The 20,919-nt window shown below is 38.0% G+C and carries 21 protein-coding genes and 4 pseudogenes; 6 read left to right on the top strand and 19 right to left on the bottom strand.

Annotated features, from left to right (window positions below):
- Positions 1–884 precede the first annotated feature (884 nt).
- The 4 genes from ACFWE9_RS06055 to ACFWE9_RS06040 form a co-directional block, all read right to left on the bottom strand.
- Positions 885–1,091: a hypothetical protein gene (locus ACFWE9_RS06055; protein ID WP_230160446.1), complete on the bottom strand. Its 207-nt coding sequence runs from the start codon at positions 1,089–1,091 to the stop codon at positions 885–887.
- Between the two features lie 48 nt (positions 1,092–1,139).
- Positions 1,140–1,343, bottom strand: coding sequence for a helix-turn-helix transcriptional regulator (locus ACFWE9_RS06050; RefSeq protein ID WP_230160448.1), 204 nt, complete (start codon positions 1,341–1,343; stop codon positions 1,140–1,142).
- Positions 1,344–1,355: 12 nt separating this feature from the next.
- Complete coding sequence (locus ACFWE9_RS06045; RefSeq protein WP_230160450.1) at positions 1,356–1,754, bottom strand: hypothetical protein; 399 nt, start codon at positions 1,752–1,754, stop codon at positions 1,356–1,358.
- A 464-nt stretch (positions 1,755–2,218) separates the two neighbouring features.
- On the bottom strand, positions 2,219–2,692 hold the full coding sequence (locus ACFWE9_RS06040; RefSeq protein ID WP_230160452.1) for a MarR family winged helix-turn-helix transcriptional regulator: 474 nt from the start codon (positions 2,690–2,692) through the stop codon (positions 2,219–2,221).
- Positions 2,693–2,841: 149 nt separating this feature from the next.
- Between ACFWE9_RS06040 and ACFWE9_RS06035 the strand changes: the two genes are divergently transcribed.
- From ACFWE9_RS06035 to ACFWE9_RS06025, 3 genes are all read left to right on the top strand, one after another.
- A complete protein-coding gene (locus ACFWE9_RS06035; protein ID WP_377356032.1) occupies positions 2,842–3,426 on the top strand; it encodes a DUF3238 domain-containing protein in 585 nt (194 codons plus the stop codon).
- Positions 3,427–3,571: 145 nt separating this feature from the next.
- Positions 3,572–4,156, top strand: a complete 585-nt coding sequence (locus ACFWE9_RS06030) for a DUF3238 domain-containing protein (RefSeq protein ID WP_230160456.1) — start codon at positions 3,572–3,574, stop codon at positions 4,154–4,156.
- Between the two features lie 71 nt (positions 4,157–4,227).
- Positions 4,228–4,854, top strand: a complete 627-nt coding sequence (locus ACFWE9_RS06025; protein ID WP_230160458.1) for an FMN-dependent NADH-azoreductase — start codon at positions 4,228–4,230, stop codon at positions 4,852–4,854.
- Between the two features lie 160 nt (positions 4,855–5,014).
- On the opposite strand, the gene ACFWE9_RS06020 is transcribed toward ACFWE9_RS06025, so the two are convergent.
- The 6 genes and pseudogenes from ACFWE9_RS06020 to ACFWE9_RS05995 all read right to left on the bottom strand — a co-directional run bounded on the left by ACFWE9_RS06020 (position 5,015) and on the right by ACFWE9_RS05995 (position 9,590).
- A complete protein-coding gene (locus ACFWE9_RS06020) occupies positions 5,015–5,557 on the bottom strand; it encodes a GNAT family N-acetyltransferase (protein ID WP_230160460.1) in 543 nt (180 codons plus the stop codon).
- A gap of 247 nt (positions 5,558–5,804) precedes the next feature.
- Positions 5,805–5,945, bottom strand: coding sequence for a hypothetical protein (locus ACFWE9_RS06015; RefSeq protein WP_230160462.1), 141 nt, complete (start codon positions 5,943–5,945; stop codon positions 5,805–5,807).
- 331 nt (positions 5,946–6,276) lie between these two features.
- Positions 6,277–6,617: pseudogene (locus tag ACFWE9_RS06010) on the bottom strand (DUF3147 family protein).
- Positions 6,601–7,025, bottom strand: a pseudogene (locus tag ACFWE9_RS06005) (MarR family winged helix-turn-helix transcriptional regulator). The pseudogenes ACFWE9_RS06010 and ACFWE9_RS06005 overlap by 17 nt, the downstream one beginning before the upstream one ends.
- Before the next feature lie 203 nt (positions 7,026–7,228).
- Complete coding sequence (locus ACFWE9_RS06000; RefSeq protein WP_230160464.1) at positions 7,229–8,503, bottom strand: S-adenosylmethionine decarboxylase related protein; 1,275 nt, start codon at positions 8,501–8,503, stop codon at positions 7,229–7,231.
- A gap of 300 nt (positions 8,504–8,803) precedes the next feature.
- A pseudogene (locus tag ACFWE9_RS05995) lies at positions 8,804–9,590 on the bottom strand (SDR family oxidoreductase).
- 203 nt (positions 9,591–9,793) lie between these two features.
- On the opposite strand from ACFWE9_RS05995, the pseudogene ACFWE9_RS05990 reads away from it, so the two are divergent.
- Positions 9,794–10,180, top strand: a pseudogene (locus ACFWE9_RS05990) (3-hydroxyacyl-CoA dehydrogenase NAD-binding domain-containing protein); the annotation flags it as partial.
- Positions 10,181–10,328: 148 nt separating this feature from the next.
- Here the strand turns inward: ACFWE9_RS05990 and ACFWE9_RS05985 are convergent.
- The 6 genes from ACFWE9_RS05985 to ACFWE9_RS05960 all read right to left on the bottom strand — a co-directional run bounded on the left by ACFWE9_RS05985 (position 10,329) and on the right by ACFWE9_RS05960 (position 16,105).
- A complete protein-coding gene (locus tag ACFWE9_RS05985; protein WP_230160466.1) occupies positions 10,329–10,847 on the bottom strand; it encodes a YehS family protein in 519 nt (172 codons plus the stop codon).
- A 362-nt stretch (positions 10,848–11,209) separates the two neighbouring features.
- Positions 11,210–12,172 carry a tRNA dihydrouridine synthase gene (locus tag ACFWE9_RS05980; RefSeq protein WP_230160619.1) on the bottom strand — a complete coding sequence of 321 codons (963 nt, stop codon included), beginning with the start codon at positions 12,170–12,172 and terminating at the stop codon, positions 11,210–11,212.
- Between the two features lie 320 nt (positions 12,173–12,492).
- Positions 12,493–13,881, bottom strand: coding sequence for a 23S rRNA (uracil(1939)-C(5))-methyltransferase RlmD (rlmD, locus tag ACFWE9_RS05975; protein ID WP_230160468.1), 1,389 nt, complete (start codon positions 13,879–13,881; stop codon positions 12,493–12,495).
- Complete coding sequence (locus tag ACFWE9_RS05970) at positions 13,878–14,762, bottom strand: DNA-3-methyladenine glycosylase family protein (RefSeq protein WP_377356028.1); 885 nt, start codon at positions 14,760–14,762, stop codon at positions 13,878–13,880. Before ACFWE9_RS05970 ends, rlmD begins: the two co-directional genes overlap by 4 nt.
- Before the next feature lie 120 nt (positions 14,763–14,882).
- Positions 14,883–15,668, bottom strand: coding sequence for a delta-lactam-biosynthetic de-N-acetylase (gene pdaA / locus ACFWE9_RS05965; RefSeq protein WP_377356026.1), 786 nt, complete (start codon positions 15,666–15,668; stop codon positions 14,883–14,885).
- A gap of 251 nt (positions 15,669–15,919) precedes the next feature.
- On the bottom strand, positions 15,920–16,105 hold the full coding sequence (locus ACFWE9_RS05960) for a hypothetical protein (protein ID WP_230160471.1): 186 nt from the start codon (positions 16,103–16,105) through the stop codon (positions 15,920–15,922).
- A gap of 111 nt (positions 16,106–16,216) precedes the next feature.
- On the opposite strand from ACFWE9_RS05960, the gene ACFWE9_RS05955 reads away from it, so the two are divergent.
- A complete protein-coding gene (locus ACFWE9_RS05955) occupies positions 16,217–16,354 on the top strand; it encodes a hypothetical protein (RefSeq protein WP_230160473.1) in 138 nt (45 codons plus the stop codon).
- 48 nt (positions 16,355–16,402) lie between these two features.
- Here ACFWE9_RS05955 and ACFWE9_RS05950 read toward each other — a convergent pair whose 3' ends face one another.
- Together ACFWE9_RS05950 and ACFWE9_RS05945 are read right to left on the bottom strand one after the other, a co-directional pair.
- The gene (locus ACFWE9_RS05950; RefSeq protein ID WP_290370620.1) at positions 16,403–17,971 is read right to left on the bottom strand and encodes a fumarate hydratase; all 1,569 of its coding nucleotides are present in this window, start codon (positions 17,969–17,971) and stop codon (positions 16,403–16,405) included.
- A 313-nt stretch (positions 17,972–18,284) separates the two neighbouring features.
- Entirely contained in the window at positions 18,285–18,473 is a 189-nt protein-coding gene (locus ACFWE9_RS05945; protein ID WP_061143624.1) for an SE1561 family protein, read from the bottom strand.
- 156 nt (positions 18,474–18,629) lie between these two features.
- Between ACFWE9_RS05945 and yfkAB the strand changes: the two genes are divergently transcribed.
- Positions 18,630–19,751 (top strand): radical SAM/CxCxxxxC motif protein YfkAB, encoded by a 1,122-nt coding sequence (gene yfkAB, locus ACFWE9_RS05940; protein WP_377356038.1) that lies wholly within the window; start codon positions 18,630–18,632, stop codon positions 19,749–19,751.
- A 34-nt stretch (positions 19,752–19,785) separates the two neighbouring features.
- Here yfkAB and ACFWE9_RS05935 read toward each other — a convergent pair whose 3' ends face one another.
- On the bottom strand, positions 19,786–20,598 hold the full coding sequence (locus ACFWE9_RS05935) for a YfkD famly protein (protein WP_230160477.1): 813 nt from the start codon (positions 20,596–20,598) through the stop codon (positions 19,786–19,788).
- Between the last annotated feature and the right edge of the window lie 321 nt (positions 20,599–20,919).

Here is a 20,919-nt window from a genome sequence, read left to right as displayed (position 1 = left end):
ATTGAAATAACATCATTAACAATTAAACTAACTAAAGTTAATAAAACACCTATTAACAATGCATGAACAGATAGTTTTAATATCTTCACTTCTGAAAAGTTTGGTGAAGTAATATTTTATCTCACTCCTTAAACAGCATCGTAAGCATATATAATTACCAATAGCACCGATCTTCAGCTAACGCACCCGTTAGTTCTTTAAGACTTATGCAGAGTTGACACAGACTGTCTGGGTTAAAAATTTGTCATAACTGCTTAATTAGCATCTTTTTTTTCATAAATAATCAATGCTACCCTGATAATTAAAACTATGAAAAGGGCAATACCTATACTAATATCTAGTGTTCCTTCGTCTTCGGGTTTATTAAAGAATCCATTAACTGTAGTGAATGCTAGAAGAATTATATAAATATATACTTCATTTTTTTGGAGAAATTTAATTGGGACTACCCCCTTTAGTTCAATATGAAAGAGCTGCCTTAAAGACAGCTCTGATTTTCAGCTAACGCACCTGTTAGCTCAGTAAGGAATGATTCAATACTCAACTATATTTAGCCACAGACCACCAGGACCAATGGTTACGTGAGGGATTTTATTTGATTTAAATATGTTGTAAATATCAATGTTCTTCTTGTTTAATATATATAAATGTTGAGATACATCAGTATCTGAAAACACTAAAAAATCCATTGTTGTAGACCGTAAGTAAAATTCGTACATATATTGTTTTTTCCTATCCTTTACATACCCTAAAAACCCTATTGTTCTTACGGATATGTGTGTTAGAGGGAAAGGAAATTTATTAATTATAATAAATTCATTTGAAAGTTCGTTAAAGAGTTCTTCTTCCCATTCAGGAATAATGGCATAGATATAACATTCCTGCTACTTCACAACAAATGCAACAATCCCTATAATAATAAACAGAATTCCACCCAAAAATTGTCCTAATCCTGAAGCTTCTCCCATTAACAGTAAATTGAATATGTTTTTGTTTTTTCGATTTTTTCCAAATAAGCCATCATCTGTTCTCATACGATAAATACCCCAAACTACTAAAACTAACCCAAAAATAAATGGTATAAAAAGCATTACAATTCCTCCGTTGTTTGGTTAATATGTGCATCTTTGTGAAATGTATTATTTGTCATCCTCATCGAAAATAAAAGTTTCTTCGATTGGTAAATTAAAAACTGTAGCTATTTTATACGCTAGTAGCACAGATGGATTATACTTTTGTTTTTCTAATGAGATGATCGTTCTAGAAGATACACTTACTTTATCAGCTAATTCTTGTTGCGTTATTCCATATTCTATTCGCAATTCTTTTACTCTATTTTTCATAAATCCTCCGAATTAAAGGACAAGATTGTAATACTTTCTAGACCCAATTTCACTAATTATTAAAGATACTAAGACAACAAATAATGCAGTATTTGTTGGAATTACCACAAAATTAGTTAAAAACATAAGAATTATAATTTCGCATATTAGAATATGCAAAGAAAAGTGAGCAACTTTTCCATCAATTAAAGCATCTCTTTCGTCATATTCCTTTGATAATTCCTTTTCTAGTGATTTATTCTTTCGGGATGTTATGTAAGAAATTGTTGAGTACAACAAAAGTATTCCACCTAGGAATACAACGATATATCCAAAATTAAATCCTACTGATGTATCGAGAATTATTTGAATGATTCCCAATATAATTACCAAGGTTGAGACTAAAAAACGCTGTATGAATAGATTTTTCAAACGTACCTCTCCTAATCAACTTATTCTCTTGGAGTGAAGTTTACTTCATGTGAAGTTTATTTCACGTGAAGTTAATTTCATAATAACCTTTTATAAAACAAACGTCAATCGGTAAAAAATAGTTCTCTAAGTAACGAAATTTTTCATCATTTGAACAATTTTAGTTTTACTAGTGTTCAACTATCCTGCCCCGATAGTTGCATAAAGAACAAGCTGCCTTAAAGACAGCTCTGATCTTCAACTAACGACCCGTTAGTTCTATAAGAAAAGCGAACCTTCTTCAAGAATCACGCCCTTTAATGGAACAATGAAAATAGGAACCCAAATGTTAGCTTGTTTTTCTTGAACTAACGCTCCCGTAGAATTCTCCACAAACCTTGCTGCTAATTTAAACCATTACATGAATGCTGTACTGTTAGTACGAATTTAAGCACGATTAAAAGTTCCCTTTATAAACTCTATAATTACCAGACAGGTTTTAACCTCGATGATAGTTTATCTTCATTTTCTTCATAAACTAATTTTGTTAAATCTTCTTTGAGCATTTGCAGGCGTTCAGCACCTATGTTTTCAATCCAACGTTGCTCAATCTCAGTTAGTATCTTCTCTTTTGCTTTCACAACTAACCAACCTCGTTCGGTCAAAACAATAATTTTCCCTCTCTTATCAGTGGGATGAGCTTTGCGCATTACATAGCCACTTTTCTCAAGATAATCCACCATTTTACTCACAGCTTGCTTTGTAATTCCTAAATATTCGGCTAGTTCTATACCTGTTGCTCCATTGGGAGTGATGCATTTAAACATAAAACCATGTGCAGGTCTAATATCTCCAAATCCCAATTCACTCAATCTGTCATGTAATTCATTAATTGATGTACTAAAGGATAATGATAAAAGCGATGTAAGATCCAATTCACTAAATACTTCATGATTCATACATAAAACCTCCTTAAATAAAGTCAATTAGGTTGACTTTATTTGAAATCCATTGTACTATACGTAATGTAGTCAATCAAGTTGACTATAATTCGATTATAAAAAATAGGATTCACCGAAACAAAATTAATACATTATGGAGGGTTCTCATGGCTAACATCTTTAAAATTAGAGGAAGTGTATTTGCACCGTATGCTTGGTTGGAACCTATTAAAGATCCTGCAACAGAAAAGATATTCGAATACACTGGTGACGCACGTGAATTTACACCATATGCTGTAAACACTATGCGGTCAAGATTAGAGCAAGAAGTGATTATTGATTTTTATAAAAAAGAAATTTTTTCACATGCAAATGCTTGTATCGTAACTGTTAAAATTACAAATCCAGATGGTTCACTCGAGTATAAAAAGGGAAAAACAAGTACAGACAATATTGAATGCACTAATGTTGTGTGGGGCGATGACGAAGTTTCTTTTAAAATGAGTGCTAGTGCCAGCAATCCTTTAAATGCAGCAGCACCCGCGGCTGATTATTTATTAACTATACATGTTAACAAGAGTGGTGTTGTACAAATTGAAGGTGCACATGATAGGTTCCCCTGCTATGAATTTTATAAACAAACAGATTTTGGTCCATTTGAATTAATATATACACATGATTTCAGAAAAACTGGTGACACTCCGGCAGCGCTAGCTGGGGATATGGAATACAGTTTTAAAACGACAATCTAGATATAAATACCAAGTAGAAGTATACAAGCAGCAAATATTAAATGAAAAGCAATTGATCATACGAAAGAAATTGTGATCTGTTTTGCTCAATGGGTCAATATTATTATTACCCAAAATAAAATTAAGAATTACAGAGGTGTGCCTCATGACTAATATCGTTAAAGTTAGAGCAAGTGTATTTATCCCAATGTCTTGGACTGACCCTAAGAAAGATATTCAAACGGGAAACATAATCCAATTCGAAGGTGATGCACGTGATTTTACACCTTATGCGGTAAACGCTATGCGTTCTAGAGTGGAACAAGAAGTAGTTGTAGATTTTTACAAAAAAGAAATTTTCACATATGCGAATACGGGCATAACAACAGAAAGAATTACAACTCCTGATGGTTCCGTTAATAAAAGAACAGGAAAAGCTAATACGGAAGGCATTTTGTGCACTGATGTTGTATGGGGGTCAGATGACGTCAAATTTCAAATGAGTGCAAGTGCTAGCAACCCATTAAATGTATATGCACCTCCGGTTGACTATCTATTAACTGTACATGTCAAAACAGATGGTATTGTCGATATTCAAGGTGAACATGATGGATTCCCTTGTTTTGAATTTTATAAGCAAGTAAATTTTGGTCCGTTTGAGCAACTTCATACTCATGACTTCAGAGAAACTGGTGATACACCTGAAGCTCTAGGCGGAGACATGGAGTATAGTTTTAAAAAGATATTGTAAAGACAATATGATTCCCTTTTTAGTGAATAAAAATATAACAACATAAGAGTGAGCAATAGGAGGAAAAGCGAATGACATCCATTTTATTTGTAAAAGCAAACAATCGCCCAGCAGATCAATCGGTTAGTGTAAAATTATATGAGGCTTATTTATCGAGTTACAAAGAATCACATCCAAATGATAAAGTAATAGAGCTTGATTTATACAAGGAAGAATTGCCATATGTAGGAGTAGATATGATTAATGGCACTTTTAAAACTAGTAGAGGGCTTGAGTTAACAGCAGAAGAAGCAAAAGCAGTAACTGTTGCTGATAAATATTTAGAACAATTCCTTGCAGCTGATAAAGTTGTGTTTGGTTTCCCATTATGGAACTTAACAATTCCGGCTATACTACACACATATATTGATTATTTAAACCGCGCGGGCAAAACATTTAAATATACGCCAGAAGGTCCAGTAGGTCTGATTGGAGATAAGAAAATTGCATTATTAAACGCAAGTGGCGGTGTATATTCTGAAGGACCAAAAGCTGAAGTAGAAATGGCTATTAAATATGTAGCAAGTATGATGAGCTTCTTCGGTGTAAAAAATATAGAGAAAGTAGTGATTGAAGGTCACAATCAATTCCCAGATAAAGCAGAAGAAATTATTGCTGCAGGGCTTGAAAAGGCTGTTAAAGTAGCAAGTACGTTCTAATTAATAAAACACTTGTCACTCAATATAGCAGTACCACCACTTTTATAGCGGTGGTACTGTTTTTTTATTCTCTCATCTTGCTACTTTTGGGGAGTTAGAACCCAATTGATGTAATATTTCCATTTTAATCTTTAAAAAGATAGAAAGAAGGTATGAATTACTATTTTCCCCATTCCTTAGCTAACATACCGTAAACAATGTGGTCAACATAATGGTCATACAACCATTCTGCTTGTCTGATACACCCTTCATTAACAAAACCCAATCTTTCGGGAATTCCTCTACTTTTCTTATTCTCCACAGCCACCCTAATTTCCACTTTATCTAGTTTCAATTCATTAAATGCATAATCAGTCAATGCCTTAGCTACTCTTGTCATAATTCCATTTCCTTGATAACCTTCTCCGAGCCAATAACCAATATATGCCGTTTTGTTTGACCAATTTATTTGGTTATAACCTGCTACACCAACAATAAGTCCGTTATACATAATAACTGTATTAACACTCTTGTTTTCAGCAAGACCTTGTAAAGTCATATGAATGAACCCTTTTGTATCTTCAAGTTTTGTTGTACGATCCAGCCAAGGAAGCCATTCTCGTAGGTATTCCCTGGATTGATTTGTTATTTCGAAAACTCTTTCTGTATCCTTTAATTCTATCAGTTTCAATGATAACTCCTCATCTATCTTATGTAAGAACATACTCATCCCCCTAGTTTTTCTATTGGTTTATTTTGTATATTAACATATATGATTAATAGATAAATGACTTGGAGTGAATCCGACCCTTTCGTTCATTAAAACCAAAATCAAGTAACGACTTTATAAATAAGCTCTTAAAGGACATGACAAAACCCCACCTGTTATCGTTAGCAACTGGTGGGGTTTCTATTTGGCTTCTACATCTACATCAACCGGGAGGTCCATCTTGTTCAATCACGCCCTTTCATTAAACAGCTAATTTACTGTATTGATCCAACTGATCTTTGGTTAAATTTTTAATGAAGTGGTCGAAGTTGATCGACTCCATTTCATATCTGTCACAAATCTTTAAATAACTTTCATAGGCTTTAACGTAAATGTTCATCATCTTGACTCCTCCTTCTGTTATATAACAATAAATTTAACTTGTAAATAATATATAACAATGTTATTTTATTGTCAATATAGTTTTCTGAAAATTCTAATTAAACATCCTTTCCTTTAGTATTTCCCCCATTGTTCTTCTCTAACCGTCTCAGTAAAAAAAAACTGACATTGCTCTTTAATTGGATAGTTTGCCTTTATATGAGCTCTTTCAAGTATACCTATCCTATAAGTTCCTTAAGAATATTGAAGCAGGGCACCTGTTAGCTGATTAAGGATTTTCCCAAACATAAAAAAAGCCAACAGCTAGCTATTTCGACCTTTCGTTTCCGAAACTAGCCAATTAAGTGTTTAACTATTATGTCTTGGGCAAATAAGGATAAAAACCATCCTCCCATTCCTAGGCCTAATGAAACAAATAAGTGTATTGAATGCTGTAGTGCCATCCATATTATCACCAACATAAAACTGTTGCCGGTATACCCCATAACACACTTAAAGCAAATTCACTTAATGTTTCCATCTGTTCTCCTTGTATATATAGCCATAAAATACTTAGAACGCTAACGATAGGTAATGCAGCAATGATTCCGCCTTGATTAGGATATCTTCGTGAAATTTCTGTAATAACCCCAATGATAATAGCTGATACGATGATTTTAACGATTGTAAACATCTTTTGCTCTCTCCTTCATTAATGTAAATGCTTCTAAGATGAGTGGCCTTTCCTCATGACTCATTTTTTCAAAGAGAAGCTGTTCAAGCTTTTCTTCATCGAGACTGGAATGACGGTGCAATACATCACCTCGCAAGTCAGTAAGCATTAGAATTACCTTACGCTCATCCTTAATGCTGCGGGTTTTACATACATACTTTTTCTCTAATAAGCGATTAATATGCTCTGATGCGGTGTTATGGGACACATGAATGGCTTTAGCAATTTCCTTATCCCCACTTCATTTTCTTTTTGAATAACTTGCATGATCCTTATGCTTTGGTAAGTGATTTTTTCTTGATGGGTATAACGCAATTGATAGTAAATATCCGTCCATAGTTGATTTACCTGCACAATTTCTTTCAACATATGAATAAAAAGCAATTTATTCAACAAACAAAAAAAGTTATGCACATAGTCAGGAGAAAGATTTGAAGAAATAAGGATTATCCCTATTTCCCCTTCCTTTATCCACATCTTGTGCACAACTTTATTGAAATTTCTTCACGTACATCTGAAAAGTAATCATGATTTTTATGATTATCATCATTCTTAAATGAACCGATACGGCTTCAATTGTTAGGGGTCCACCTTTTCATCCTATGAAGTAAGGGACCATCTGAATGATTATTTTCCCCTATTACAAAATCCGTCATATAGTAGGTCAAATATTGTCCATAATGATTATTGGTTTTTAACAATAACTCATCTACATAATAAACCCCTTTTGGGATTTGATCCATTAGCAGCACCGATAAGGCAGCATATATACCGCAAGCCACTTGAAAGTATGTGGCATTGGTTTTATATTTGGAAAAGATATCTTCATTACTTGGTACATTGTACATATAATGCTCTTTTTGTTGATAAACAATAAGGACACCTACTAGATCTTCCCCTTCAAGTTCGTCTTTAAGCGGATCGAGAACCTCCATTTCATGGTCCCATAATTGATCTACGTCATCCAGTTTCGAGCGGATTAACTCCGTCGTATGGTCATTTACCTTATATAAAAAGCCGCCTTCCATATCAAACAATTTGCCCAAAGTGTATACTTCTTCATGAGGCATTAAACAACCGTAAAACTGCTTGTCCCCTAAAGTGACTTTGAAATCCACATCATAAACATTTTCATATAAAAAGAGCGGCGTATGGTGATTCATAAACATCGGGTAGCTTGATATGGCCTCATCCAGAAAGCCTTCGGGAGACCATGTTGTGTAAATGACGTCCTTTTTTGCCTTCGCTTTGTCCTTAAAAAAATAATTGTCATGCTCTACAATATAACAGCCAAGCGGACGTTCCCCTGAATCTTTCTTTAAAAGCTCAATGGCCATCCATTGAACCACCCCTGGATTCATTCCCGAACCAATGATGGCTGTTGAATTTGAAAATTGATCTTTATACTTTTCAAAATGCCTGAATCGTTCAATTAAAGGAAATCCATGAGATAATTCTTCCTTTTCATCGATCGTTGTTTTTTCTAAAGCGGAATTAATATAATTAACACCTAATGCATTACAGCAATCTAGTATTTCAACCGTATCCGCCCGTGATAGATCTATTACACAAAATGTTTTTGTGCTTTCAAGATGCTTAGTAAACCTCTTTGTATCTTTTAAATCAAGTTGATGGAATACAAAGTGATTTTTCAGCTGTGGAAATAATTCATGATAATATTTTTCTTCTTTTTGTTTAATATCGATTAAATGTAAAGTACAACTAGAAATAAAATGATGGATTGGATCCTTTTTATCAATAACTGATTTATTCAATATCGAAAGTATTGATTTTGCGGCCCCTCCCGCACTTCCTAGAATGGTTATCACTTTTTTGTTATCATCCATTTCTACACCTCGTCACCTTTTACTTTAAACTATGTAGTTTAAGATGAAATGCAATGGACAAGTATCATTTATTCTTGAATTGAGCCATATGTACAAGCTATTTTCTCTACCCTTTTATAAAAAAGAAGCAGAAAGGCAGTTTCCCCCCAACAAAAAAAGTCATGCGCAAGATTAGGAGAAAGGAAAAAATTAAGGATTTCCTCCTTTCTCTTCCTTTGTCCACACTTTATGCACAACTTTACATTTCATACGGATCTATTCCGCTCTAACGAAGCAGTGCCCCATAATCTTTAGACTAAATCAGATTTCCATGCCCCATCGATTCTTTTCGGTTTCCTTCATCTGTTTTTCCGTTTTCTCGGGATGGACGGTACGAAATTTATGATGGTCAGCAGGGATGATTTCAATCATCTTCTCAATCATGTCTTCCGGATCGAATTGGTTCTTTAATCCCTCTTCTTGTTTTTTCATATCCTCTGCTCTTGTAAAATTCTTGGCTTCATCAAACCACTTCCATTTTTCCTCTGCTGCCCTGTCGTTAAAACCGGTATCGTAGGCACCAGGATTGATGGTCGCAACCTGCACCCTAGATCTCTCAAGCTCATCCTTCAAGGTTAAAGCAATTCCCTCGATGGCATGTTTGGTTGCTGCATAGGGACCGCCATATGGTGTCGTGATGATCCCAGCCATTGAACTCAAAAACACGATTTTCCCGCTTCCTTTTTTGACCAGCTTTCTTGCAGCATGCTGAACGGTTTCAAGTGTAGCGAATACATTCACTTCGAAAAGCGCCCTGAATCGGTCCATCGGCATTTCCCCGAACGGTCCGCCCTCATTGATCGCGGCATTTGCCACAAACACATCAAAGTCTTGGTTATCAATTAAAGCTCGATCACGTGTGTTTGTAATATCCAATTTGAATACGTCCATATCCAAGCCCTGTTCCTGCGCTTCCCTCATTAGATCCGTTTTCTGAGAAGTGATTTCCGTTGTGGCAATTACCCGATGACCCCCTTTTTGCAAGTCCGAGTGCGGCGCCTCTTCCAAGCCCGCTGCCCGCGCCAGTAATGAAAATTGTTTTGGCCATCTTCCATTCCTCCTATCAAAGCTCTCTACTGTTTCTACTTCCCATAAACGAATGACATAAACCATTAAAAATGGTATACCCATATACGCATTTATCCGTTCTATTAAAGGGAAAATGATAGATATCACCCTAATTCCTGCATCTATTATCCTGATATGAGTAATAAACATAAAGGGATACCCCAAGGAAAAAGGAGAATGACTATGAATTATAAAAATATCATGATTGCCGGCTGCGGGGTTTTAGGTAGTCAGATTGCATTTCAAACCGCTTATAAAGGATTCCATGTATTTGTATATGACATCAATGATGAAGCATTAGAACGTGCAAAAGATAGAATCTCTAATTTGAAGCCATACTACAAAGAAGATTTATGGGTTACGGAGGAAGATCTCAATACTGCTTATGCTCGTATTTCTTTCAGCAGTGATTTATCTACGGCATTTGCTGAAGCTGATTTTGTGATTGAAGCGATTCCAGAAGTGGTTCAAATCAAAACGGATTTTTACACGGAGTTAGGAAAACTGCCTCCCGAAAAAACAATTTTCGCAACGAACTCTTCGACATTATTACCGAGCCAATTTGCCAAACCGGACTTTTTACAAGGATAATGAAGTTGTATGCAGGAGAAGGAGATGTCCTTGGAACATCTCCTGTTTTTAGTGTTCAAAAAAAGACCCCGAAATCAGGGTCAATTGATGATGTGCATGATTAAAATAGTGATATTTTGATTGAACCTTATCCCCTATATTTATAAGCTAACCCTTTTAAGAAATTCCTGGCGAATTTATCCCCGCACTCTTTATAATTTCTATGACCAACTTTTCTTAAAATGGCGCTTAATTCTCCTTTGGTAATCATGACTCCTGCTTCTTCCAAGATATCAATCATATCCTCGCTTGTTAATGTCAGCGCGATTTTCATTTTCTTTAGCAGAATATTATTCATGCTTTCCTTATTCTTTACAGTAGGTGCCGGGTTTTCTGGCTGGCCGGGTTTTGGTTCTTGTTTCCCTCTTTTAAAAATGATCAAGCCATTTAAAAAGGACTCCAACATCGTATTATTACATTTTAAACCTTCATCATCCATATCATCTTCATCGTATTCATCATAGAAACCATCTTTCGGCTTTGTGAGCATCTGCATGACTTCTTCTCTTGTCACTTCAATATCCCCTAGTTTAAATATCTCTACCATATCTTTATTTTTTATATCCAGCGCATATCTTAATCGAATTAATATATCATGATTATGCATCCATAAACCTCCTGTATATTTTTCTTTTTTCACAGTACCTTCATTATTTCACAAATGGATGGGAATAAACGCAGCTGAAAATCCTGGAACCCTTTAAGGATTCCCGGATCCATCTGCCTATTATTTTCTTTTCAGTTTCGTGACTACTTCCACATGTGCAGAGTGTAGGTGGCAACACAAGGGTGCCGGTGGGTTTATTACATTCTTAAGACCTTTTTCTTTCAGAAAACAGACTTTATCAAAACAAAAGTTGCCGGCTTCAAAGGAACTTGAAACTGAATAAAATAAGTACACATGAGTTGATGTGATTCATTTTTTCTCTAACTTTTTGAGAGTTACATCATTTCACTGTCCCCGTCCCATCAACATTCTTTTCCAAAGTTATCAAGCAATGCACGCACTTCATCTGTTGATTTCGTGTTCATTAATTGATTTCTTAATTCACCAGCTCCACGGAATCCTTTGACATAAATTTTGAAAAAGCGATGAAGCCCTGTGATTGAACGTGGCAGTGCTTCCGCATATTGATCTTGAAGATCAAGCTGCAGTCTTAAAAGATCAAGGTATTCTTTACTGCTATGCTCTTTTGGCTCTTTTTCAAAAGCAAAAGGATTTTTAAAAATACCTCGCCCGATCATAACGCCATCAATACCATATTGTTCAGCAAGCTGCAGCCCAGTTTGACGGTCAGGAATGTCTCCATTGATTGTTAGTAGCGTATTTGGTGCGATACGGTCACGTAATTTTTTGATTTCCGGAATTAGCTCCCAATGCGCATCTACTTGGCTCATTTCCTTTCTTGTACGCAAATGAATAGAAAGGTTCGCAACATCCTGTTTTAAAATATGCTCTAGCCACTCCTCCCACTCATTTACATCCTTATAGCCAAGTCGTGTTTTCACGCTTACAGGCAGTCCGCCCGCTTTTGCTGCTTGAATAAGTTCTGCCGCAACGTCTGGACGCAGAATAAGGCCACTACCTTTCCCTCTCGATGCCACATTCGGTACAGGGCAGCCCATATTAATATCGATGCCTTTAAATCCTAGCTCTGCCAAGCCAATACTCATTTGACGGAAATATTCGGGATTATCCCCCCAAATATGTGCCACCATTGGCTGTTCATCTTCTGTAAAAGTCAAACGGCCACGCACACTTTTCATGCCCTCTGGATGACAATAGCTATCCGAGTTTGTAAACTCTGTGAAAAATACATCCGGTCGACCGGCTTCACTTACTACGTGACGAAAAACAACATCTGTCACATCTTCCATTGGTGCAAGTACAAAAAATGGTCGTGGTAAATCACGCCAAAAATTATCTATCATTTCAAACTCAAATCCTCTCACTATGGATACAACTTCAAACTCTCGGTCAAAAAATATAAAGCCAAATGTTCCACTTCTTTTACACTTATATCATGCTTAATAACTTATTATCAAACACAAGTACATTTGGACATTTATAATTTGTGAAAAACTATTGGTAAAAAGTTAAAGGAAATCTTAATACTAAATAATTTAACACCACAAATTCTCCATTCATTAGTTGAAAAGATTACTTGTACTTCAACTGGCGATATTCATATCAATATAAATTTGTTAATCTGTTACAAATAAAATAAGGAAAAGGCAACTCCCGTATAGGGTTAGTTGCCTTCTTTTAAAATGAGTTGAGAGACACACTCCACATGGCTCGTCTGCGGGAACATATCCACAGGCTGCATGGATTCTACTTCGTATAATGCGCTCAAATCTTGAAGGTCCTTCGCCAATGTAGACGGATTGCAAGATACGTACACAATGGTTTTTGGTTTAACTTTCAAGATTGTCTGAAGTAAGGATTGGTCACAGCCAGATCTTGGCGGGTCGACGACCAGAACGTCCGGTTTCCAGCCTTCTTTCGTCCAGCGTGGAAGGATATTCTCGGCTTTGCCTGTTTCATAGTATACATTTTTGCGATTATGTTTTTTTGCATTTTTCTTGGCGTCCTCAATCGATTCTTTAATAACGTCCATTCCTCTGACTTCCTTGGCATTTTCAGACAGCCATAGTCCTATGGTTCCAACGCCGCAATAAGCGTCAACGACCTTTTCCTTGCCGGTTAAAGCTGCTGCTTTTTTCACTTCATCATATAAGCGAACAGTTTGGACCGGGTTAAGCTGGAAGAATGTACGGGCTGAAAGCTCATATGAAAGGTCACCCAATGTTTCGTTGATGACTTTTTCGCCTGCCAGGTGAATCGTTTTTTCGCCAAAGATAAGCGACGTGTTTTGGTTGTTAATATTTTGAACGACTGATTTCACTTCAGGCAGTTGGTCACGTATTTGTTTAAGCAGCTGATCTTTTTGTGGAATTTCCTCTGCTCCTGTAACAAGGACAACCTGCACTTCGCCTGTTTCAAACCCTACCCGTGTGATGACTGTACGGATTACACCTTTTCTTTTTCTTTCGTTATAAATCGAGATGTTCAGGTTCTTCAGGATCTTTTTCACTGTACGTGTAACCTTATTTGTTGCCTTATGCTGTACAAGGCAGTTCGGGATATCGATCAGTGTATGGGAATTCAATCCATAAAGGCCAGCAATCAATTTACCATCTTTTTGTCCGACTTGGTACTGACTTTTATTGCGGTAATTCCAAGGATCTTCCATACCGATCGTTTCTTGTATATTTAATGAAGAAACCGGGAAATTCGAATGACGTTCCATTGCTTGAATGACGATATCGCGTTTTTCAACAAGCTGCTGGTTATAGCTTAAATGCTGTAACTGACAGCCACCGCATTCTGCGTAAACCGGACATGGTGCTGCAATTCGGTGCGGTGATTCTTTCCGGATGGTTTTAATTTTCGCCTCGGTGAAGTTTGGCTGTACCTTTGTGACCAATGCTACAATTTCTTCACCTGGTAAGGCTCCCGGGACGAAGACGACTTTCTTTTTGAAATATCCGACTCCCTCTCCGTTAATGCCTAGCCGTTTAATGGTCAGTGGAAGGGTTTGGTTCACTTCTAGTTTTGTATCTTGAATGTTTGTCATTTCTTTTCACTCCGTTTTTCGATGCTTCTCCACAAATAGAGGGAAGCGTAGCTTAGATATGGAGCCCATTTAACACTATAGGTTTCCATTTCTTCTTGGGTTGGCTTTTGCGGTAGGCCATATAGTATTTTCAAGGCATTTTGAATGCCAATATCGGCTTTTGGAAAAAGGTTCGGCCGTCCGAGTCCAAAAAGCAGGAAGTTTTCAGCCGTCCATCTGCCGATCCCGCGTATTTTTATTAGTGTATCCATAACCTCTTGATCGGATAGGTTAGCCATTAAATCAAGATTAAGATGGCCTTGAATGATTTGCTCGGAAAGTCCGATCACATATTCTGCTTTCCTGCCACTGAACTGAATGGCCCTTAATTGCTCAATTCTTAGTTGGGCGGTTGTTTCCGGTGTTGGATAAAACCATGCCCCATCTATCTGATAGCCGAATGTTTTTACGAATCTTTCTGTGAGCGTATGCGCAAAAGATAAGTTTAACTGCTGATGTATAATGCATTTGACGAGGCAACTGTAATAATCGAAATCCAAGACTATGGCTGTACCGCGGTGCTCTTCGAAGATTTCCCGTAAATCGGATTCCCGGAAATGCTGGGAAACCCCTTCTAATGGTTGATGCCAATGAAAAACCTTTTTTAACTGTTCGATTGCTTTAGACTTGTACGCCTCCGAATGGCCTTTAATGATAAAAGCTGGTTCTTCGATATTCCCAATTGCTTGAACCTGCAAAACGATAGGTTCTTTTTCTATATATAGCGGAACTTTTACCGTCCTGTTAGTAAAATCAACTACCTGAAGTGGGTCTAACGATAATCGTTCGAGAACTAGATCGAAATTATATGGTCCTTGGACCAGTAATTTTTCTGTCCACACAAGCGATCCATCCTTTAGCAGTTTTCCACGTATTATAGCATGTTTCCTGAAATATTACTTGAAATTGAGGAGAATGGAAAAAAGCGGGACCTGTATTTTCCCTGCAGGACCCGCCTTTTATTAATAAAGCATTCGGTTTGGCAATTGTTTTTCAATCATTAAATCATCAAGGCTCCTGAATGTGTACCCCTGTTTTTCAAGATCCGTCAAAATCGAGTCCATTGCCTCCGCATTATCTTTTGATACGGTATGCAGTAATAAAATTGCGCCGGGATGAATCTGCTTAAGCACTTCATCATGAGCGAACGCAGCACCCCTTTGTTGGTCAACGATCCAGTCTTTATAGGCGAGTGACCAGAAGATGTGGTAATATCCCTCTTCTTTTGCGAACTCCATGGTTCTTTCATTAAATACCCCACGGGGCGGCCTTAAGTAATTCATCCCCTGTTGCCCAGTTAATTTCTCCGTAGCTTTTTTAACCCGCTCCAGCTCGGTGCGAATGACATCGTCCGTTACACTGGTCATATCAGGATGGTTCCATGAATGGTTCCCTACGATATGTCCCTCATTCGCCATACGGACAACAAGCTCTGGTGCCGTTTTTAAGTAATGACCCGTGATGAAAAAAGCTCCAGGAGCCTTATGTTTCTTCAGAACATCTAGAATTTGTGCTGTATAGCCATTTTCATAACCGTTATCAAACGTTAAATAGATAGCTTTTTTCTTCGTATCACCTTTATAAATCGCATCATATTTAGGCAGCATCTCATTGAAGTTTTTTCCAGCATCGGCTGGTGTCCCATTTTTCCCTTTATTGAAACCCCAGTTATAGGACTCCGCCCAAGCCGGGCTTGCCAAAGAGCAGATCAAGCATATGAAAGCTGATAAAATCACCATTTTTTTCATTGGAATATCCCCCATGTCCATTTTTCTTAGTGTTTGGAACATGTAGATTTATATGCATGATATTGTGAAGGTCGGATATTTGGCTTGAAGGTCGAATTCCTCTCGCTTTAGGTCGATTTATTGGCCCGAAGGTCGAATTCCTTCCGCTCATGGCCGAATGATTCCCACCTGCGTGGAATCCAACATACAAACCTGATTCACCACGCAAAAAAGGGCCTTTCCTCCGAAAAGGATTGGCCCCCCATGTTATTTTATCCTTTAAATAGCGCTTGTGCCGCCTTCCAAACAATGACGATTGCGAAAATGATAACGATTACAATTCCGACTACGTCTAGGAAAGTTTCAAGACCGGAGAAGATCGTGTTTGCTACAGGAAGTTGGATGAAAGCAAAACCGGATAACATGGCAATAAAGAATAAGAAATAGCTATTCTGCATGAAAATCCCCCCTTTCTCTTCTAATGTATGTGCGAGGGTTCCAAAAGATTGTACTTTTTTGAGGTAATTATCGCCTTTTTTTTCATATACATTAGCAAGGGGGCGAATACGATGCTGGAATGGATAATAACCATAGGTTTTATTGGTTGTCTTGGTTTAGGTGCAGGAGTGTTTGTTCATTTTGTAAAAAGTGGATTGAATTTAGAGGATTCATCAAGGATTGATCCATTGCCGGATATAGAGGATTGAGGATAAAAAAGACGCTCAACCGATTGGTGAGCGTCTTTTTCCATTCTATTATTTAAATACAGGCTCTTTGAATTGAGCAAGTTTTTCCAATGAAGATTGCTGAACATCTTTATGCAGGCTGTTTCCATGTGAATCCATGGTAACCACAGCAGTAAATCCTTCAACGTTCAGATGCCACATTGCTTCTGGAATACCAAATTCAGTGAAGTTTACACCCTCGACTGATTTAATGCAGTCTGCATAATATTGAGCAGCTCCGCCGATCGCGTTTAGATAAACGCCACCGTGTTCGCTAAGGGCTTCTAGTGTTTTTGGCCCCATTCCGCCTTTACCGATAACTGCACGGATACCAAATCGTTTCATGATATCGCCTTGGTACGGTTCTTCACGAATACTTGTTGTCGGTCCCGCAGCCTTCACATGCCATTTACCTTCTTCGTCCTTCAGCATAACTGGTCCACAGTGATAGATGATTTGTCCATCAAGGTCGATTGGTGCTGGGTTTTCAGATAAGTGCTTGTGAATTGCGTCACGGCCGGTATACATTCTACCGTTAATATGGACTACGTCCCCAACTTTCAATTCACGGATTTGTTCTTCCGTAATCGGTGCTTGCAGGGTGATTTCACGGGAAGCTTCAACGTCTGTTTCTACAGCTGCTGCCACTTCTTCCTTTGCGGCTTTTTCTGCTTCTAGAGCAAAGTCGATTTTCTCACCATCTTGATATAGCCATTCATTGATATCGCCTGTTTCTGGATTCACTTTCACTCCTAAACGACGGAAAGCCCAGCAGTTGTATGCAACGGATACGAAAAAGCTTGCCGGGATACGGTGCATGACACCGATTTTACAGCCAAGCAGCGTGGTTTCCCCGCCAAAGCCCATCGTGCCGATTCCCAATTCATTGGCTGTCTCCATGATGTAATCTTCAAGTTTACGAAGATCCTCATTCGGATTCACATCTTCATTACTGCGGAAAAGTTGAGCCTTTGCCAGATCATATCCGGATGAACGGTCCCCTCCGATACCTACTCCGATGAAGCCTGCACTGCAGCCTTGTCCTTGAGCTTGGTACACCGAGTGAAGGATACATTTACGGATCCCGTCCAAATCACGGCCCGCTTTTCCCAATCCTTCAAGTTCCATAGGAAGACTGTATTGGATATTTTTGTTTTCACAGCCGCCGCCTTTTAAGATGAGACGGACATCAATATAGTCTTTTTCCCATTGATCGAATTTCATGACAGGAAGACCTTCCCCAAGGTTATCCCCGCTATTTTCACCCGATAAAGAGTCAACGGCGTTTGGACGAAGCTTTCCGCCTTTAGTCGCTAATATGATTGCATTTCGGATTGCTTCTTTTATTTCAAGTTGGTTCACGCCAACTGGAGTTTTAATTTTGAAAGTCGGCAGACCAGTATCCTGACAAATCGGCGATACATTGTCGTCAGCCATTGTAATATTATTCGTGATCGTAGCCAAGCTCAACGCAGAACGAGTTCCTGCATTTTCACGTTGTTTTGCGCCTTTGACCGCACGACGAACATCCTTTGGAAGATTCGTTGAAGTTTCAACGATTAGACTGTACATGCTTTCTTGGAATTTTTGAATATCCAAATTTCTCTTCCCCCTCTTATTTCCCCTAGATTTAATCATTTCCCCACTTCTCTATAAAGAGCGAATGATACAACACCCGTTTTATTATACATCTAACATAATCTTTCGAAAACAAGTAATTCATTTTCTTAAAGTGAAAAGCAATCTGGCTAAAATTGATCAAGTCGGCAAGAATGGCCCCTGAGAATAAAAGTATTCCCAATCATTACCTATTACAGGTGATGATTATCTAACTAAAAAAGGATGACGCTAATTTGCTCGTCATCCCTTCATGAATATTAACCTGGAAAAAATCATACTATCGATACAGATATTATTCTTCTTCGCGCGTTTTGAATTGTTCAACCTTACCTTCCAAATCATCTAACATGCCTATTAAGCGGTCTATATCTTCCAATTCAGTATTTTCCGGTTCGATATGATCAAGAACCTCCATGAACATCGTGAGGCGTTCTTTTAAGTATGTTAATTGTTCGTTTTTACCTGTTATGGATTTTCCCATGAGGCACTCTCCTTCCGTTCTTCTTTCATCGTAACGAAATCCGCTTGAATGTGCAATGGCAGGCTAAAAATACAGTTCTCCGCCATTTGACAATATTTGTCCCCATTGTTCATAATGGGTTAGTGCATTATTACGTAAGGAGTTATAAATATGGCTATAATCAAGCAAGATCTTTTAACACCAATTACACCCAAGTATGATCCTTGGGAAGCATATATGGACGTTGAACAATATGGAAAGCTCAGTCTGACCAATGTGGAATTCACCACCACCACCCTTTGTAATATGCGTTGCGAACATTGTGCTGTCGGTTACACACTTCAGCCCAAGGACCCGGATGCCCTTCCTCTTGAATTACTGATTCAGCGCCTTGATGAGATTCCTCTGCTTCGTTCCCTCAGTATAACTGGTGGAGAACCGATGCTATCAAGAAAACAAGTGAAGAATTATGTATTGCCTTTATTGAAATATGCCCGTAGCCGTGGGGTTCGGACACAGATCAATTCCAATTTGACCCTTGATTTGGAGCGGTATGAGGAAATCATTCCATATTTGGATGTCCTACACATTTCCCATAACTGGGGAACAATCGATGAATTCATTGATATCGGCTTCGCCATGATGGACCGTAAACCGTCCCGGGAACAGCGAAAGAAATTATTTGATAAAATGATCGAAAATTCACTTGCCCTTACAAAAGCTGGTGTGCTCGTTTCCGCAGAAACGATGCTTAATAAACGTACCTTGCCGCATCTTGAGCATATCCATAGACAGATCGTCGATGAAATGGGATGTCAAAGGCATGAAATTCATCCGATGTATCCAAGTGACTTTGCATCGGCACTTGAAACGTTATCATTGGAGAATATGCGTGAAGCGATTCATCATTTGCTTGATATCCGTGATGAAAATGTATGGATGCTTTTTGGAACACTGCCATTCTATCCTTGCAATAACAACGAAAAGGATATAGAGCTGCTTAAACGCCTTTATGGTTCACATAAAGTGACCGTTCGGAATGACCCTGATGGACGCTCTCGGTTGAACGTCAATATTTTCACCGGGGAAGTCATCGTGACAGATTTCGGAGATGCACCTACTTTAGGAAACATCATTGATCGGCCATTGACCGAATCGTATGACACATGGATGAATTCAAAACTTGCCAATGAATTGAACTGCCACTGCCCGGCGGTAAAATGTCTAGGCCCGAATGTTCTTGTCAAAAATGCTTACTATCCTAAGGAAGACTTCAAGATCAGGAAGTCGATCATATGAGAAAAAACTCGCCCATCCGGCGAGTTTTTCTATTTTACCTGGGTTGCTGCGAGACTGTAAAGCTGAAGGAAACATGGTCTTGAACCGGTATCCATGCCCCTATGCCTTGTGAAGTGATGTTTTTGATCGTAATCGTTCTTTTATTACCTTTTAGGTTCAAATACACTTCGCCATATGTGACCTTCCCTTTTTCATTGACGGCGGAAGCATAACTGGATAAGTAACCGATCCTATTTGAAGCAACATTGTATACTTCATCTTTTTTGGTACCCGCTCCAATGATCGTTTCGAAAGCCAATGGCAAATGGGTCTTTTCCGTGGCTTTTAACAGCATCATTTTTTGAACATCCTCGGACTTAGGGATTTTCGCTGTCAAACCGCCGCTTACTGCCTTTTGACCTTCCTGGACGTAACGGATCCTATATGGCACTTCACCGCCGCGATTATCATAGTAATTCATGTTGATTTTTTGGTATTCCCAGTTTGGAGCCGTTTCTGATGACTCATAGTTCAAGGCCCAATGGCCAAGATAAATGGTCGCTCTGTAACCAAAAGCAAGCGGAGCCTTTGCAACTGCTGATTCATTCAACATATGAATGAGTTCTGGATTTTCAATTTTTATATCCGACGAATCAATCAATTGTTGGGCAAACTTACTCGGCTGCAGCATCGGGAGATCCTGGGTCGGGTTCGGATACGTATTCTCCTTTGCTATATTCAATACAGAAGGCGGGATATTCACCTTATTCGGTGTTGCTTTATCCCTTGGTATATCGGCTGCATAACTTACATTCGCCTGAATAAAGGCAATTAGGGCAATCATCGTAATAAGAATAATTCTTCTCATGCTGTAGCACTCCTTTTTAAGGGTTCAATCATTTTGTTTATAGATTTTGTTTTTAGTCAACATTCTATACATTTCAATACGATGTCGATTTTGTAATGTATTTGTAAAGTTCAGAATATTTACTTTTCTATACAAATCGTTTATAATAAATTTACATTATAAAAAGGAGGCGAAATCGATCGTTCATACCTATTACAACTTCAGGAGGTATGCTTATCGAACAATCCATGACACCCTTTTCAAGGATGACAGAAAACGAATTCGCCTATACTTAAATTTGATATAAAAGGATGGTGTGACACTCTAGAATATTTCTCAACT

Source organism: Peribacillus sp. NPDC060253 (assembly GCF_042727425.1).
Classification (GTDB): Bacteria; Bacillota; Bacilli; order Bacillales; family DSM-1321; genus Peribacillus.
This window is presented reverse-complemented; position numbering and strand designations above follow the sequence as displayed.

Excerpts from the sequence above, each read along its gene's own strand:
- ACFWE9_RS06055 (WP_230160446.1), bottom strand. The coding sequence starts at position 1,091 with ATGCTTTTTATACCATTTATTTTTGGGTTAGTTTTAGTAGTTTGGGGT.
- ACFWE9_RS06050 (WP_230160448.1), bottom strand. The coding sequence starts at position 1,343 with ATGAAAAATAGAGTAAAAGAATTGCGAATAGAATATGGAATAACGCAA.
- ACFWE9_RS06040 (WP_230160452.1), bottom strand. The coding sequence starts at position 2,692 with ATGAATCATGAAGTATTTAGTGAATTGGATCTTACATCGCTTTTATCA.
- ACFWE9_RS06035 (WP_377356032.1), top strand. The coding sequence starts at position 2,842 with ATGGCTAACATCTTTAAAATTAGAGGAAGTGTATTTGCACCGTATGCT.
- ACFWE9_RS06030 (WP_230160456.1), top strand. The coding sequence starts at position 3,572 with ATGACTAATATCGTTAAAGTTAGAGCAAGTGTATTTATCCCAATGTCT.
- ACFWE9_RS06025 (WP_230160458.1), top strand. The coding sequence starts at position 4,228 with ATGACATCCATTTTATTTGTAAAAGCAAACAATCGCCCAGCAGATCAA.
- ACFWE9_RS06020 (WP_230160460.1), bottom strand. The coding sequence starts at position 5,557 with ATGTTCTTACATAAGATAGATGAGGAGTTATCATTGAAACTGATAGAA.
- ACFWE9_RS06015 (WP_230160462.1), bottom strand. The coding sequence starts at position 5,945 with ATGATGAACATTTACGTTAAAGCCTATGAAAGTTATTTAAAGATTTGT.
- ACFWE9_RS06000 (WP_230160464.1), bottom strand. The coding sequence starts at position 8,503 with ATGGATGATAACAAAAAAGTGATAACCATTCTAGGAAGTGCGGGAGGG.
- ACFWE9_RS05985 (WP_230160466.1), bottom strand. The coding sequence starts at position 10,847 with ATGCATAATCATGATATATTAATTCGATTAAGATATGCGCTGGATATA.
- ACFWE9_RS05980 (WP_230160619.1), bottom strand. The coding sequence starts at position 12,172 with ATGATAGATAATTTTTGGCGTGATTTACCACGACCATTTTTTGTACTT.
- rlmD (WP_230160468.1), bottom strand. The coding sequence starts at position 13,881 with ATGACAAACATTCAAGATACAAAACTAGAAGTGAACCAAACCCTTCCA.
- pdaA (WP_377356026.1), bottom strand. The coding sequence starts at position 15,668 with ATGAAAAAAATGGTGATTTTATCAGCTTTCATATGCTTGATCTGCTCT.
- ACFWE9_RS05960 (WP_230160471.1), bottom strand. The coding sequence starts at position 16,105 with ATGCAGAATAGCTATTTCTTATTCTTTATTGCCATGTTATCCGGTTTT.
- ACFWE9_RS05955 (WP_230160473.1), top strand. The coding sequence starts at position 16,217 with ATGCTGGAATGGATAATAACCATAGGTTTTATTGGTTGTCTTGGTTTA.
- ACFWE9_RS05945 (WP_061143624.1), bottom strand. The coding sequence starts at position 18,473 with ATGGGAAAATCCATAACAGGTAAAAACGAACAATTAACATACTTAAAA.
- ACFWE9_RS05935 (WP_230160477.1), bottom strand. The coding sequence starts at position 20,598 with ATGAGAAGAATTATTCTTATTACGATGATTGCCCTAATTGCCTTTATT.